The following is a 13,639-nucleotide window of genomic DNA, read 5'->3' as shown; positions in this document are numbered from 1 at the left end:
GGATGAGTACGTGCGGGCCGCGCCAGTCTGTGGGTTCGCGGACCGGGCGGCACCGCTCCTTGTAACCGCCCGGTCCGCCGTTCGGGGCGGTCTAGTAGACCCGGCTCCGCATCCGGCGCCACCACATCAGGCCGGCGCCGATCAGGGCGATCCCGGCCGCACCGCCACCCGCGGAGGCGGCGATCAGCGTGGTGTTGTCCATGCCGCCCGCCGACGCGGGCTGCAGGGCGTCACCGAGCTGGTTCTTGACGTCGCTGCCGCTGCTGACGCCCTTGGCGGTCGCACCGCGCGAACCGGACGTCGGGTTGGCCAGGTACGGGAAGTACTTGCCGAAGCCCTTGTCGTTCGCGTTCACCGCGTCGCCCAAGTCGTTCTTGGAGCCGACCAGTTCGCCCTCCACGACCTGGAGCGCCTCGTCGATCACGTCGTCGGTGAGCCGGCGCCCGTTCGGGAAGCCCGCGTTGTCACCGTCGAGAACACCGAGCCGCTTCGGAGAGGCGGTCGGCTTGATGGACGTGTTCAGTCGCAGCTCCTCCGCCGGCCGCACCTTCGGCGGCTGGTTGAGCCCCTTGACGCCCTTCAGGAACACGTCGACGAGGTCGTTGCGCGGCTCCGAGGGCGCCTTGATCTTGTAGATCGACTCGATGAGCTTCGGCAGCTCCGGGTTGGTCACGTTCTTGAGGAACTGCCCGTCCTGCCACGGCGAGGACGCGTTGAACTTGTCCTTGTCCTTCAGCGGGTTGACGACCTCGTTGACCAGCGGGTTGCCGAGGCGCGAGACCTGCTCGTAGTAGCCCCGGGCGTTCTTGCGCTCGACGGTCGACCAGACGCCGACGACCGGCTGGTACTTGGACTCCGTGATCATGTCGGTCGGGATCTGCAGGGCGATCGAGTTGACGTTGTAGCCCTTGAGGGTGTCCCGGCCGACCTCGGAGAGGTTCCCGCCGTACAGCAGGTCGAAGACGCGGAGGTCCGCGAAGAACGGGTCGTCGGCCTGGCCGGCGAAGGTCTGGCCGCCGTTGGACATCTTGTAGATCGCCTGGTCGCGCAGCTTGCCGTAGTCGGGCATCGACGCCTTGCCGACGTCCGACGGGGCCACCGGAATGTCGTCGGCGAGCTTGGTCTTCGAGACGACCCTCTGGTTCTTCAGCTTGATCAGGTCGAGGTCGTACGTCTGCGTGATGTTCAGGTCGGGGTCGGTCAGGTTGCTGACCACGCCCGTGTTGTACAGGAACGACTTCTTGTTCTTCGTCTGCGTGTTGAAGGTGTAGCGGAGCAGCAGGTCACCCTGCGCGTCACCGTTGTTGTCGATGTGGATGTCGTACTGCGCGTCGTCGCCGAACTGGTAGAAGTTCGGGCCGCCCGCCGGTTCCTCGAACGGGATGAAGTTCGCGATGACCGTCGTCGTGTCCGGCTTGTCCGGGCTGACGAACGCGTACAGGTCCGTGTTGTCGTACTGGGGCTGCCCCGAGATCAGGGGGGCCTCCCGGTGGCTGGAGGCGGAGGCCGCCCCCGGTTCCAGCGTGGCCACGCCGGCGGCCGCGAGCCCGCCGGCGGCCAGTGCACCAGCTATGAGGGTCGCGATGCTCCTGCGTCCCGCGCCGCTCCTGGAGTCAGTTGTCATGCCGTCCGTCCTCAGTCCCAACTTGCCTGACGAACGCTGATTCGGAGCGGTCGGCAGGGTGGATTGGTCGAATCCCAAACGTCTTTACGGCAAACCCCCGATCTTGTTTCAGTTGAGCCGCGAAACTTCTTCGGTGGGGCGCGACTTCATTGGTGGGGCGCTACTTCATTGATGTGGCGCGGACCCGCGTTTTGGGCCCGCCGATCCGTAACCCCATCCGGAGGTGCGTTCGTTGCGAATGCCTGGTGTGACGGGACGGGGCCCATGCGGCCGGGGAGAGGGGGACCGAGTGGAGGCGGACGAGCTTCTGGTACTCGTGGCAGGCGGCGACCAGAAGGCATTCGAGGAGCTGTACGGCCTGGTGTCCGGTCCGGTGTTCGGACTGGTCCGCCGGGTCGTACGGGACCCCGCGCAGTCGGAGGAGGTGGCCCAGGAAGTGCTGCTCGAACTCTGGCGGTCCGCCGCGCGGTTCGACCCCGGACGCGGCAGCGCCCTGTCCTGGATCCTCACCCTCGCCCACCGCCGCGCCGTCGACCGGGTGCGCAGCGCACGCGCGGCCGTCGACCGCGAACAGCGCGAGGCCCGCCGGGCCCACCACCCCGCCTTCGACCAGGTGACCGAAGAAGTCGAGGCGGGCCTCGAACGCGAGTGGGTGCGCCGCTGCCTGGACCGTCTCACCGCCCTGCAGCGCCAGTCCGTCACCCTCGCCTACTACGACGGCTACACGTACCGTGAAGTGGCCGAGCGGCTCTCGCTGCCGCTGGGCACGGTCAAGACCCGGATGCGCGATGGACTCACCCAGCTGCGCAAGTGCCTGGGAGGTGTCGCATGAGTCTCCTCGCCCGACTGCTTGGCCGCGGGGATCTGCACTCGCTCGCGGCCCCCTACGCGCTCGACGCGCTGGAGCCCGGGGAGCGGTACCGCTTCGAGAAGCACCTCAAGAAGTGCGAGCGCTGTGCCGCCGAGGTGCGCGCCCTGTCCGAGGACGCGGCCCGCCTCGCCTGGTCGACGGCAGCCCCGCCGCCGGCGGCGATGCGCAACCGGGTGCTGGCCGCCGTACGGGCCACTCCGCAGGAGCCGGGGCCGGTCGCCCGGGAGCACACGCCCCAACTGCCGCCGCACGTCTGGGGCACGCAGCCGCCGCCGGCACGCTTCCGTGCGCCTCGCGAGCGCCGCCCCTTCTTCGTGCCGTTCGCCACGGCGACGGCCGCGGCGGCCCTGGTGGTCGCCTCGCTCTTCGCCGTCCAGGCGAATCAGACCCAGGACAAGCTGGACGCCGAGCGCGCCCAGGCACGTGAGATCGCCCACGTTCTCGCAGCTCCCGACGCGCGCGCGACCACCCGCAAGGACCCCCAGGGCCGAAGTATCGGAGCGATCGCCTCCGCATCGGAGGGGCAGGCGGTCGTCACGCTCAGCGGATACGGCGCCCTGCCCAGCGGACGCGTGCACCAGCTGTGGCTCATGCGCCCCGACGCGCAACCACGCTCCCTCGGGCTCTTCGAGGGCGGCGACACGCCCTTGGTCGCGACCGGCCTCAACAGGTCCGCCACATCACTCGCAGTGACCGTCGAGCCCGACGGCGGCTCACCGCAGCCCACCAGCCAGCCCGTTGTCCAACTCGCCCTGAAATCGGTTGGATTCGGAGAGTGACGAACGAGGAGTCGTCAACACCCTTATGGGGAAGGTGAATCCTGTGACCGCGATACACGAGTGCCCCGAGGGAGCGATAGGGTTACCCTGCCCGGGCCGGGTGGACTCGTACGGGTGGGGAGTGACATGGAACAGATAACAGTGCGCAGCAGGGCCAGGGTCCCTGCGATCACTTGCGGGAGCAGCGCGACCAGTTCGCGCCTCGACCGCCATCTCTCGGTGCTGGGCGGCCCCGCCATCCCGCAGCGCGAGACGGCCGAGGCGACCTCGCTGATGCGTGAGCTGACCGCACGTGACACCCCACGTGAGCGCAGCGCCAGGGGCAACCGGATCAGCCGTGTGCTGCTCTTCGCGCCGCTGCGCCGACTGCGCCGTTCGCTGTTCGGCGGGCGCTGAGCCGTACCGGCGTTCCTGCGTCCGGTGCAGTACTGCGGCAGTCGTCCGTCATCCCCACGGCATGCAGTGGTGCACCGGCTCGCAGCCCGTACTCGGGTATGTCCTGCCATGGAGGGCGTCCTTCGGTGCGTTCCACCCGCTCTGTACCGAAGGCAACCCCCCATTTACTCCCAGCTGTTGAGATCACCGGCCCCCGTACGTGTACCTCCGTACCGCGAGCGGCATGAACACGGCGATCAGCGCCACGCACCAGACCAGTGACCCGGCAATCGGATGCGCCACCGGCCAGGCGGCATCCACCGGCACCGGCGCGTTCCCGAACAGGTCCCGCAGTGCCGTGGTCACCGCGCTGATCGGATTCCACTCGGCGATCGTGCGCAGCCAGCCCGCCAGACCTTCGGTCGGGATGTACGCGTTGGACAGCAGCGGCAGGATGAAGGTCGAGGCGCCGAGCTGCCCGGCCGCGTCCTCGCTGCGGGTCAGCAGCCCGAGGAAGATCCCGATCGACGTACAGGCGAACCGGAACAACAGCAGCAACCCCACGGCGCCCACGGCTCGGGGCACGGACCCCTCGACCCGCCAGCCCACGGCGAGCCCGACCAGCAGCAGTGGCACCGTCCCGATCGCCGTGACCACCAGGTCGGCCACCGCCTGTCCGAGCGGTACGGCGGCGCGGCTCACCGGCATCGTGCGGAACCGGTCCATGACGCCCCGGTGCGAGTCGGCCGCGGCCTGGAACATCCCGGTCATGATCCCGCCCGCGGCCGTCGCCACCAGCAGCCCCGGCACCAGGAAGGACCGGTACTCGCGGCCGGGCATCGTGAGGGCGCTGCCGAAGACGTAGCCGAAGAACAGCAGCATGTTGATCGGCATGACCTGGGTCAGGATCGCCAGCCCCGGACTGTTGCGGACCCGCCGCAGCTGTCGGCCCACCATCGCGAAACCGTCGTACGCCAACGTGCTCATACCGCAGCCTCCTTGGGGCCGGCAGGGACTTCTTCGGTTCCTTCCGTGAGTCGCAGGAAGGCCTCGTCGAGGGTCGGCGGACGCAGGCTCGCATCGAGCAACGGCACCCCCGCGGCATCGAGTTCGCGCACCAGCCGGGGCAGTGTGAGCGTCGAGTCGCGGGTCACCGCGCCCACCGCGTTCCGTTCGTGGTCGAACGACGGTTCCGCGCCCGTGAGTTGATCGACCACGCCCGCCGCCTTGACCAGCTCGGCCGCATCGGCGACGACCACCTCGACATACGCCCCGATGAGCGCCTTGAACTGGTCCGGCGATCCCTTGTGCGCCACCCGCCCCCGGTCCACCAGGGCGATGTCGTCGGCGAGTTGGTCGGCCTCCTCCAGGTACTGCGTGGTCAGCAGCACCGTCGTACCGTCGGCCGTGAGCTCGCGCACCGCGTCCCAGATCAGATTGCGGCTGGCGGGGTCGAGGCCCGTCGTCGGCTCGTCCAGGAACAGCACCTCGGGGCGGCGGATCAGACTCGCCGCCAGGTCCAGCCGGCGGCGCATTCCGCCCGAGTAGGTCGACGCCGCCCGGCCGGCCGCCTCCGCCAGCCCGAACCGCTCGAGCAGCTCGTCCGCGCGCCGGCCCGGCGCCCGCACCCGGTGCAGCCGCGCGAACAGCCGCAGGTTCTCGCGGCCCGTCAGGTCGCCGTCGACCGACGCGTACTGCCCCGTGACCCCGATCCTGCGCCGTACGGCCGCGGGCTCCCGGACGAGATCGTGCCCCGCGATCCGGGCCGAGCCCGCGTCCGGCCGCAGCAGCGTCGTCAGCAGCCGTACGGCCGTCGTCTTGCCCGCCCCGTTCGGCCCGAGGACGCCGCAGACCGCGCCCTGAGCCACCGCGAGATCCAGCCCGCGCACCGCGTGCACCTCGCCGAACCTCTTCTCCAGACCTTCACTAAGTACAGCGTACGTAGTCGTCATGTCTCGACCATAGCGCACTACGTACGGTGTACGTAACTACGATGGTGGACGAGGTGATGATCGATGGTGGGCCGAGCGGCGGTACCCGAAGTGATCTGGGCGCGTCCCGAGCGGGCGGGTCGGGGGCCGAGGCCGGCCTACACACGTGCCGACATCGCGGCGGCGGCCGTGAAGGTCGCCGACGAGGGCGGTCTGGACGCGGTGTCGATGCGGCACGTCGCGGCCGAGCTGGGCTGCGGGACCATGTCGCTGTACAACTACGTCCCCCGCAAGGAGGACCTGTACGAGCTGATGGTGGACGCGGTCAGCGGCGAGCACGAGGTGTGGGAGCCGTCGGGGGACTGGCGGGCCGATATGCGCCGGGTCGCCGAGCAGACGCGGGCGCTGATGCGTAGGCACCCGTGGCTTACGCGGCTGATGTCACCGGTGTACGGGTTCAGCCCGAACGCGCTGCGGTATCTGGAGCACTGCCTGGCCTGTCTGGATCCGCTGGAGGCGCGCTACGGCATGAAGATGCAGCTCGTCGGGATGCTGAACGGGTGTGTGACGTCGTATGTCGCGACCGAGCTGTCCATGGCCGAGCGGACTCGGTCGCTGCCGTGGTCGGCGGAGGAGGAGACCGCTGTGCGTATCGCGTATTTGGGGAGTCAGGTGGCCGGTGGGGCCTATCCGCGGATGGCTGCGGCGTTCACGGAGGACTCCGGGCCGATCGATCTTGACGGGGCTTTTGAGTTGATGGTGGAGCGGATGCTGGATGCGTTTGCGCCGCCGGGGTGAGGGTGCGTTTGCGGCTGCCGGTCCGTTGTGGCCTGTCGCGCCCACGCGGCGGAGCCGCATATCGATACAGCCCCGCGCCCCTTTGGGGCGCTCAGATCAGCGTGAACTGACCCTCTGGGCCTTCCTCGTGGTGATCGAAGACCGACGCGGGCCGCCGCGCTGCCTCCGGCGCCGGAAGCACGCCCGCCTTCTCCAGATCGGACGCCGTGATCGGTGCCGTCACCGTCAACTCCTGCTGCTGTGGGCGCAGTTCGGCGAGTAGGGCCAGGACCGTGATCAGTTCCAGCAGCTCCGAGGTCCACGTCTGCGGCCAGGTTGTGGGACGGATTGCCGTCAGTGTTCCCGGCTCGGGCTGCGCCGTGCGGGTCGCGAACCATTGCTCCAGGACCCGGACACCGGCCGTTTCGAAGTCCCAGGCCTCGGGCGGTACCGGGGAGATGCGGCCCTCGTCGAGGAGCAGGGTCTCTTCGTCGCGGTCGTAGTCGATCGTGAGGGGGCGGGAGGGGAGTGGGGCGCGGACGTATGGGCGGCGGCCTCCCGGTAGCTTGGGGCGGTCGCCGTTCCGGCGCATCAGCCAGAGGATGCGGCGGCCCAACTCCACGCCGTGCGACCAGAGTTCGGTGTCCTCGGTGAGCGGGACCGTCAGGTCCGGGCATACGGTCGCCAGGGTCCAGGCGAGGAAGTCCAACGGGGCCGGGGAGTGGCCGAGCCGGGTGCTCAGGTGCTCCAACAGCCCCGGCGCCAGGTTGGGTTCCGTGCCGCGCGGGCGCCGGTACAGGGGGCGGATGCGGCCGGGGCGCAGGAGGGGTAGGCAGGACGTGGCGAGCAGCTGGGGACCGGCTCCGTCCGTGGCCGTCTCGACGACGAAGACCTGGTGCTCGTCCGCGACCCGCCACAGCTCGGGGCGGGCCGCGTCGATCAGGCGATGGTCGGGGATCAGCCACTGTTCGTCGAAGGGGGCGTGCAGGACACGTACCGGCTCGGGGCAGGGGCCCGAGGCGTGGATCAGCTTCTCCGTGCCGCTCGACTGGCCCGGCAGCCGGCCGACCGCCGAGCGCAACGTGCGTGAGCGGGTCGGCTCGAACAGGCCCTCGCGGTCCGGGCCCTCGGCCTTCATCAGGGCGTCCCAGCGGGCTTTCAGGGAGGCGGCGTCGGGGCCCGTCGGCCACCCCCGGCCGAGCCGCGGCGGTGCGACGGACCACGGCATGAGGTCCGCAAGGAGCGGAGCGTCGTCGTGCGTCACGCTGGGCATCGTACGACGTGCCACAGACAGTGAGGTCATGTGGCGTCCAGGGTCACCGTGAAGGAGAAGCGGTCGCCGCGGTAGTGGATGACCGCCACGTCCAGGACCCGTCCCTCCCCGTCGTACGTCACGCCCGTGTAGTGCAGGATCGGGCTGAGCAGCGGGACTTGGAGCAGACGGGCCGTCTCCGGGTCGGCGAGGCGGGCCTCCACGGTGTCCGTGATGCGGCTGATGTCTGCCAGTGCCATGTCACGCAGCACCTTGGTCATCGGCCAGCGCGCCAGGTCGGACGGGTCGATGCGCGCGGCCAGTTCGGGACGGACGTAGTTGCGGGCGTGGTTGGTCGGCTCGCCCGTCTTCTCGTCGCTGCGCAGCCGGTGGTACGTCGCCACCTCGTCGATCTCCGGGAAGTACTCGGCGAGTTCGGGCGGCACGGGCGCGTGGCCGTGGTCCAGCAGCTCGGTCACCATCCCGGACTGCTGGGCCACGATCGCGTCCACCGAGCCGAGCAGCCGGACCGGGGCACCCCTGAGGGCGTCGGGCTCGATGAACGTGCCCCGGCGGCGGTGGCGGGTGATCAGGCCCTCGTCCTCCAGCTCCTTCAGCGCCTGCCGCATGGTCAGCACGCTCACCCCGTAGTGCCCCGCCAGCTGCTCCTCGGTGGGCAGCCGCAGCGGGTCCTGTGGCGAGCGGCCCAGTATCGAGGCGCGCAGCGACTGCGACACCTGGTACCAGAGCGGCAGCTTGCGGTTCAGGACGATCGAGTCCGGGGCGAAGGAGGTCACGGGCCTATCCGTACCGGTCGTGCGCGATCAGTGCAACGGGCGGAAATGCCGCTCGAGGCCCTGCCACACGTCGTCGTAGCGCTGCTGCAGGTGCTCCGCGCCCGCCGCGTGCGGGGTGAGCGTCACCGGCCAGCGGGTCTCGAACATGAACGCCAGCCCGGCGTCCACCTTCTGCGGCTTCAGCTCGGCCGCGCTCGCGCGGTCGAACGTCTCCCGGTCCGGACCGTGCGCCGACATCATGTTGTGCAGCGAGCCGCCGCCCGGCACGAACCCCTCCGCCTTGGCGTCGTACGCGCCCTCGATGAGCCCCATGTACTCGCTCATCACGTTCCGGTGGAAGTACGGCGGCCGGAAGGTGTCCTCGCCGACCAGCCAGCGCGGCGCGAAGACCACGAAGTCGACGCCGGCCAGGCCCGGGGTGTCCGACGGCGACGTCAGCACCGTGAAGATCGACGGGTCGGGGTGGTCGTAGGAGATGGTGCCGATGACATTGAAGCGGCGCAGGTCGTAGACGTAGGGGACGTGGTTGCCGTGCCAGGCGACCACGTCGAGCGGAGAGTGCCCGTACGTCGCCGTCCAGAGGTTGCCGCAGAACTTGTTCACCACCTCCACCGGGCCCTCGACGTCCTCGTACGCGGCGACGGGCGCCTGGAAGTCGCGGGCGTTGGCGAGGCCGTTGGCGCCGATCGGGCCCAGGTCGGGGAGGTGGAAGGGCGCCCCGTAGTTCTCGCACACATAACCGCGGGCTGAGGGATCCAGCAGCTCCACACGGAAGCGCACCCCACGAGGAACCAGCGCCACATGTCCCGGCTCCACATGCAGCAGCCCGAACTCCGTGCGCAGCAGCAGCCCGCCGCGCTCCGGGACGATCAGCAGCTCGCCGTCCGCGTCGCTGAAGACGCGCTCCATCGAGGAGTTGGCGTGATACAGGTGCACCGCCATGCCGGTGCGCTGGGTGGCGTCGCCGTTGCCGCCCAGGGTCCACAGGCCGGCCAGGAAGTCCGTCCCGGCCGGGGGCTCGGGCAGCGGGTTCCAGCGCAGTCGGTTCGGGTCGGGCACCGACTCGGTGAACGGGGCCGTACGGATCGCGCCGTTGTCCGTGCGCGTGAACGCCGGGTGCGCGGCCGACGGGCGGATGCGGTAGAGCCAGGAGCGGCGGTTGTGCGCCCGCGGCTCGGTGAACGCCGTACCGCTGAGCTGTTCCGCGTAGAGCCCGAGCGGTGCGCGCTGTGGCGTGTTGCGGCCCTCGGGCAGGGCGCCGGGCACGGCCTCGGAGCTGTGCTCGTTCCCGAAACCGGAGAGGTAGGTCAGCCCCTCGGCCGTCTTGCGCGCGTCCCCGCTCATCGTCGCTCCCTTGCGGACTGGTGCAGACTGCTGCCTGCTGATTCCTATGTATCACCGTAGGATTGCGGTTTCGGGGGCGCAAGGGGTCCGCCGGAGGTCCCCACCAGGGAGGAATGAGAACCAGACTCCAGGGGGATCCGGGTGTCGGACCGGTGTTCTAGTCTCCCGGGCATGTCGTGGACCCGGGGTCTCCTTGCCGTGCTCGCGGTCTGTGCCCTGCTGCTGACCGGATCCGTGAGCTGCGGCTCCAGTGATGCGCACGAGGGGACGGACGGGAAGAATGGGGCGTCGATCTCGCCGGTGGGCAAACTCCTGGACGACACCGACAAGGAGGGGCGGCACTACCGTGAGGTGAAGAAGAAGGGCGCGCCCGAGGTCGGCATCGAGGTGCAGCCGGACGCCGGCGACACCTGGGACGTGCATCTGACCGTCCACCACTTCCGCTTCTCGCCCCGCGGTACGACGTCGCGGGCGGTGGCCGGCCGAGGTCTCGCGTACGTCTTCGTCGACGACCGGCTCGTCACCCGGCTCCGCCGCCTCACCTGCCGCCTCCCGGCCCGGTTCGTGCCGCGCGGCACGCACCACGTCACCGCCCGGCTGTACGCCGACGACGGGACCGTATGGGCCGTGAAGGGCCGGCCCGTCGAGAGCACGGCAGACATCACGGCCTCGGAGGCGGCGGGCGCACCGAGTGCCACTGCGGGCGCGACCGCACTGGGTGCAGCTGGCACCTATGCGGGTACCGGGGGGCGAGGTTCACCGGAGCGCTCCGGAACGGCATCATGAAGCCTGTGCCCCACGCGACATCGCTACGCCGAGCCCCCGTGCAGCGACGCAGTGCCGAACGGCTGACCCGGATCCTGGACGCCTGCGCCGACCTCCTCGACGAGGTCGGCTACGACGACCTGAGCACCCGGGCCGTGGCCCTGCGCGCCGGAGTCCCCATCGGCTCGGTCTACCGCTTCTTCGGCAACAAGCGGCAGATGGCCGACGCCCTTGCCCAGCGCAACCTCGAGCGCTTCACCGAGCAGGTCACCGAGCGGCTGAGGTCGGCCGACGGCGGAGGCTGGCGCTCGGCGATGGACGCCGTCCTCGACGAGTACCTGGCCATGAAGCGCACCGCGCCCGGCTTCTCCCTCGTCGACTTCGGCAACCAGATCCCGGTCGGCGCGCGCAGCGCCGAGCCCAACCACCGCGTCGCCGACCGCCTCACCGACCTGCTCTCCGGTTACCTCGACCGGGAGCCGGACGACGATCTGCGCCGCACCTTCCTGATCGCCGTGGAGACTGCCGACACCCTGGTCCACCTGGCCTTCCGAGTGGCCCCGGAGGGCGACGCGAAGATCATCGAGGAGGCGCGGGAGCTGTTGCGGGCCTATCTGGCGCGGGTGCTGGACTGAGAGCACCCGGATCCGCGGCTCGCGGATTTCCGACCTCACCCCCGAAGAGACCTCCCCTCCGTGCATACCGGTCGGTATGCTCGGTCGCGTCCACGAGCGTCACCGTCGTCGCCCACCGGGAGGACCCGTGTCCCGCACCGCCCTGCGAATCTGCCCCCTGTGCGAGGCCACCTGCGGGCTGACCCTCACCATCGAGGGCACCCGTGTCACCGGCGCCCGCGGTGACCGCGACGACGTGTTCAGCAAGGGGTTCATCTGCCCCAAGGGCGCCTCCTTCGGGGCCGTCGACGGCGACCCCGACCGGTTGCGCACCCCGCTCGTGCGCAAGGACGGCGAGCTGCGCGAGGCCACCTGGGAGGAGGCCTTCGACGCGGTCGCCGCCGGGATCCGACCGGTCGTCGAGCGGTACGGCCCGCATGCGGTGGGCGTCGTCCTCGGCAACCCGAACGTGCACACCATGGCCGGCGCCCTCTACCCGCCGGTGCTGCTCGCCGGCCTCGGCACCCGCAGCGTCTTCACCGCGTCCACGGTCGACCAGATGCCCAAGCACGTCTCCAGCGGACTGCTCTACGGCGACGCCAACGCGATCCCCGTGCCTGACCTGGACCACACCGACCACCTGCTCCTGATCGGCGCCAACCCCCTTGAGTCCAACGGGAGTCTGTGCACCGCCGCCGACTTCCCCGGCAAGCTCAAGGCCCTCAAGGCCCGCGGCGGCACCCTCACCGTCATCGACCCGCGCCGCACCCGCACCGCCAAGCTCGCCGACCGGCACATCGCGATCCGCCCCGGCACCGATGCGCTCCTGCTCGCGGCGATGGCGTACGTCCTGTTCGAGGAGGGCCTCGTCGACCCCGGCGAGCTGACCCCGCACCTCCAGGGCCTCGACGAACTGCGCGAAGCGGTACGGGACTTCACCCCCGAAGCCGTCGCCGCGGCCTGCGACGTGGACGCCGAGGTGACCCGCACCCTGGCCCGCGAACTCGCCGCCGCGCCCACCGCCGCCGTATACGGCCGCATCGGCAGCTGCACCGTCCCGTACGGCACCCTCGGCAGCTGGCTCGTCGACGTCCTCGACATCCTCACCGGCAACCTCGACCGCCCCGGCGGCGCCCTCTTCCCGCAGGCGGCCACCGACCGCACGCCCCGCCCGGCCGGACCGAGCCACGGCTTCACCCTGGGCCGCTGGCACTCCCGCGTCAGCCAACACCCGGAGGCGAAGGGCGAGTTGCCGCTCTCCGCGCTCGCCGAGGAGATCGACACCGCGACCGAGGAGGGCGAGCCGATCCGGGCCCTCGTCTCCGTCGCCGCCAACCCCGTGCTGTCCGCGCCCGACGGCGACCGGCTCGACAAGGCGTTGGACTCCCTGGACTTCATGGTCAGCGTCGACCCCTACCTCAACGAGACCTCGCGCCACGCTGACGTCGTGCTGCCGCCGCCCCCGCCCTCGCAGAGCCCGCACCACGACTTCGCGTTCAACACGCTCGCCGTTCGCAACCAGGTCCGGTACACCCGTCCCGCCGTGCCCCTGGAGCCCGGCCGCATGGCCGAGACCGAGATCCTCGCCCGGCTGATCCTGGCCGCGACCGGCATGCACGGCGCGGACCCGTCCGCCGTGGACGAGATGGTCATCGGCCAGACCCTGGGCAAGGCGGTCAAGGAGCCCTGGTCACCCGTGCACGGCCACGACCCGAAGGAACTCGCCGCGCAGCTCACCGGCGTGAGCGGCCCCGAGCGGCGGCTCGACATGATGCTGCGCCTCGGCCCCTACGGCGACGGCTTCGGCGTACGAGAGGACGGGCTGAGCCTTCAGCAGTTGCTCGCGCACCCGCACGGCATCGACCTCGGTCCGCTGCGGTCCCGGCTGCCCCAGCCCCTGAAGACCAGGAGCGGCAAGGTCGAGCTGCTGCCGCAGCCGATCGCCGACGATCTGCCGCGGCTGCGCGAGGCGCTGGACCGGCTCCCCGACGGGCTCGTCCTCGTCGGCCGCCGGCACCTGCGCTCCAACAACAGCTGGATGCACAACGTCCCCGCCCTCACCGGCGGCACCAACCGCTGCACCCTGCACATCCACCCCGAGGACGCCGAGCGGCTCGGGGTGCGGGACGGGGCCGCCGTACGTGTGAAGGGCGCCGGGGGAGAGGTGACCGCCCCCGCGGAGGTCACGGACGCGGTGCGTCCGGGCGTGGTGAGCCTGCCCCACGGCTGGGGCCACGACCGGCCCGGCACCCGGATGAGCCACGCCGCCACCGACCCCGGGGTCAACGTCAACCAGCTCCTCGACGGCAGCCTGCTCGACCCGCTGTCGGGCAACGCGGTCCTCAACGGAGTGCCGGTGGAAATCGCCCCCGCGGCCGAAAAGCTCATGCCGCTGACCTGAGCAAAGCCGTGACCTGCAGTTTCGCGCTTATTGCTCACGCATCAACGTCTTGTTAACACCGTTTGAACAGACCTAACGTTCGTCGCACCGCCTGCCCGGTGGGATGTTC

Annotated in this window: 13 protein-coding genes; 7 read left to right on the top strand and 6 right to left on the bottom strand. The window is 70.5% G+C overall.

What is annotated here, in order from left to right; translation table 11 throughout:
- Positions 1-91 precede the first annotated feature (91 nt).
- Complete coding sequence (locus tag ACFY10_RS37145; RefSeq protein ID WP_390669682.1) at positions 92-1,624, bottom strand: DUF4331 domain-containing protein; 1,533 nt, start codon at positions 1,622-1,624, stop codon at positions 92-94.
- Between the two features lie 289 nt (positions 1,625-1,913).
- Here ACFY10_RS37145 and ACFY10_RS37140 point away from each other — a divergent pair, with 289 nt between their 5' ends.
- From ACFY10_RS37140 to ACFY10_RS37130, 3 genes are all read left to right on the top strand, one after another.
- Positions 1,914-2,456 carry a sigma-70 family RNA polymerase sigma factor gene (locus ACFY10_RS37140; protein ID WP_275780287.1) on the top strand — a complete coding sequence of 181 codons (543 nt, stop codon included), beginning with the start codon at positions 1,914-1,916 and terminating at the stop codon, positions 2,454-2,456.
- On the top strand, positions 2,453-3,274 hold the full coding sequence (locus ACFY10_RS37135) for an anti-sigma factor domain-containing protein (RefSeq protein ID WP_390669681.1): 822 nt from the start codon (positions 2,453-2,455) through the stop codon (positions 3,272-3,274). The genes ACFY10_RS37140 and ACFY10_RS37135 overlap by 4 nt, the downstream gene beginning before the upstream one ends.
- Before the next feature lie 126 nt (positions 3,275-3,400).
- Positions 3,401-3,670, top strand: coding sequence for a hypothetical protein (locus ACFY10_RS37130; RefSeq protein ID WP_390669680.1), 270 nt, complete (start codon positions 3,401-3,403; stop codon positions 3,668-3,670).
- 183 nt (positions 3,671-3,853) lie between these two features.
- Here the strand turns inward: ACFY10_RS37130 and ACFY10_RS37125 are convergent, their stop codons facing one another.
- Together ACFY10_RS37125 and ACFY10_RS37120 are read right to left on the bottom strand one after the other, a co-directional pair.
- Entirely contained in the window at positions 3,854-4,636 is a 783-nt protein-coding gene (locus tag ACFY10_RS37125; RefSeq protein WP_390669679.1) for an ABC transporter permease, read from the bottom strand.
- On the bottom strand, positions 4,633-5,601 hold the full coding sequence (locus tag ACFY10_RS37120; RefSeq protein WP_390669678.1) for an ATP-binding cassette domain-containing protein: 969 nt from the start codon (positions 5,599-5,601) through the stop codon (positions 4,633-4,635). The genes ACFY10_RS37125 and ACFY10_RS37120 overlap by 4 nt, the downstream gene beginning before the upstream one ends.
- 63 nt (positions 5,602-5,664) lie before the next feature.
- Here ACFY10_RS37120 and ACFY10_RS37115 point away from each other — a divergent pair, with 63 nt between their 5' ends.
- A complete protein-coding gene (locus ACFY10_RS37115) occupies positions 5,665-6,378 on the top strand; it encodes a TetR/AcrR family transcriptional regulator (protein WP_390669677.1) in 714 nt (237 codons plus the stop codon).
- 91 nt (positions 6,379-6,469) lie between these two features.
- On the opposite strand, the gene ACFY10_RS37110 is transcribed toward ACFY10_RS37115, so the two are convergent.
- From ACFY10_RS37110 to hmgA, 3 genes are read right to left on the bottom strand one after another with little or no spacing between them, the layout of a single operon-like run.
- Positions 6,470-7,630, bottom strand: coding sequence for a type ISP restriction/modification enzyme (locus tag ACFY10_RS37110; RefSeq protein WP_390669778.1), 1,161 nt, complete (start codon positions 7,628-7,630; stop codon positions 6,470-6,472).
- 26 nt (positions 7,631-7,656) lie between these two features.
- On the bottom strand, positions 7,657-8,406 hold the full coding sequence (locus ACFY10_RS37105) for a GntR family transcriptional regulator (RefSeq protein ID WP_390669676.1): 750 nt from the start codon (positions 8,404-8,406) through the stop codon (positions 7,657-7,659).
- A 27-nt stretch (positions 8,407-8,433) separates the two neighbouring features.
- A complete protein-coding gene (gene hmgA, locus ACFY10_RS37100; protein ID WP_390669675.1) occupies positions 8,434-9,750 on the bottom strand; it encodes a homogentisate 1,2-dioxygenase in 1,317 nt (438 codons plus the stop codon).
- A gap of 171 nt (positions 9,751-9,921) precedes the next feature.
- On the opposite strand from hmgA, the gene ACFY10_RS37095 reads away from it, so the two are divergent.
- From ACFY10_RS37095 to ACFY10_RS37085, 3 genes are all read left to right on the top strand, one after another.
- Positions 9,922-10,536 (top strand): hypothetical protein, encoded by a 615-nt coding sequence (locus tag ACFY10_RS37095; RefSeq protein WP_390669674.1) that lies wholly within the window; start codon positions 9,922-9,924, stop codon positions 10,534-10,536.
- Positions 10,533-11,150, top strand: a complete 618-nt coding sequence (locus tag ACFY10_RS37090; protein ID WP_390669673.1) for a TetR family transcriptional regulator — start codon at positions 10,533-10,535, stop codon at positions 11,148-11,150. The genes ACFY10_RS37095 and ACFY10_RS37090 overlap by 4 nt, the downstream gene beginning before the upstream one ends.
- 127 nt (positions 11,151-11,277) lie before the next feature.
- On the top strand, positions 11,278-13,530 hold the full coding sequence (locus ACFY10_RS37085; RefSeq protein ID WP_390669672.1) for a molybdopterin oxidoreductase family protein: 2,253 nt from the start codon (positions 11,278-11,280) through the stop codon (positions 13,528-13,530).
- Positions 13,531-13,639 lie beyond the last annotated feature (109 nt).

This window comes from Streptomyces sp. NPDC001401 (genome assembly GCF_042895385.1).
Lineage (GTDB): Bacteria > Actinomycetota > Actinomycetes > Streptomycetales > Streptomycetaceae > Streptomyces.
Note: the sequence above shows the minus strand (reverse complement) of the source record. Positions and strands in the feature narration are given on the sequence as shown.

What these genes read in the sequence shown, in the direction of transcription:
- hmgA (WP_390669675.1), bottom strand. Translation starts at nt 9,750, where the DNA reads ATGAGCGGGGACGCGCGCAAGACGGCCGAGGGGCTGACCTACCTCTCC.
- ACFY10_RS37090 (WP_390669673.1), top strand. Translation starts at nt 10,533, where the DNA reads ATGAAGCCTGTGCCCCACGCGACATCGCTACGCCGAGCCCCCGTGCAG.
- ACFY10_RS37145 (WP_390669682.1), bottom strand. Translation starts at nt 1,624, where the DNA reads ATGACAACTGACTCCAGGAGCGGCGCGGGACGCAGGAGCATCGCGACC.
- ACFY10_RS37135 (WP_390669681.1), top strand. Translation starts at nt 2,453, where the DNA reads ATGAGTCTCCTCGCCCGACTGCTTGGCCGCGGGGATCTGCACTCGCTC.
- ACFY10_RS37115 (WP_390669677.1), top strand. Translation starts at nt 5,665, where the DNA reads ATGGTGGGCCGAGCGGCGGTACCCGAAGTGATCTGGGCGCGTCCCGAG.
- ACFY10_RS37095 (WP_390669674.1), top strand. Translation starts at nt 9,922, where the DNA reads ATGTCGTGGACCCGGGGTCTCCTTGCCGTGCTCGCGGTCTGTGCCCTG.
- ACFY10_RS37125 (WP_390669679.1), bottom strand. Translation starts at nt 4,636, where the DNA reads ATGAGCACGTTGGCGTACGACGGTTTCGCGATGGTGGGCCGACAGCTG.
- ACFY10_RS37130 (WP_390669680.1), top strand. Translation starts at nt 3,401, where the DNA reads ATGGAACAGATAACAGTGCGCAGCAGGGCCAGGGTCCCTGCGATCACT.
- ACFY10_RS37110 (WP_390669778.1), bottom strand. Translation starts at nt 7,630, where the DNA reads ATGCCCAGCGTGACGCACGACGACGCTCCGCTCCTTGCGGACCTCATG.
- ACFY10_RS37120 (WP_390669678.1), bottom strand. Translation starts at nt 5,601, where the DNA reads ATGACGACTACGTACGCTGTACTTAGTGAAGGTCTGGAGAAGAGGTTC.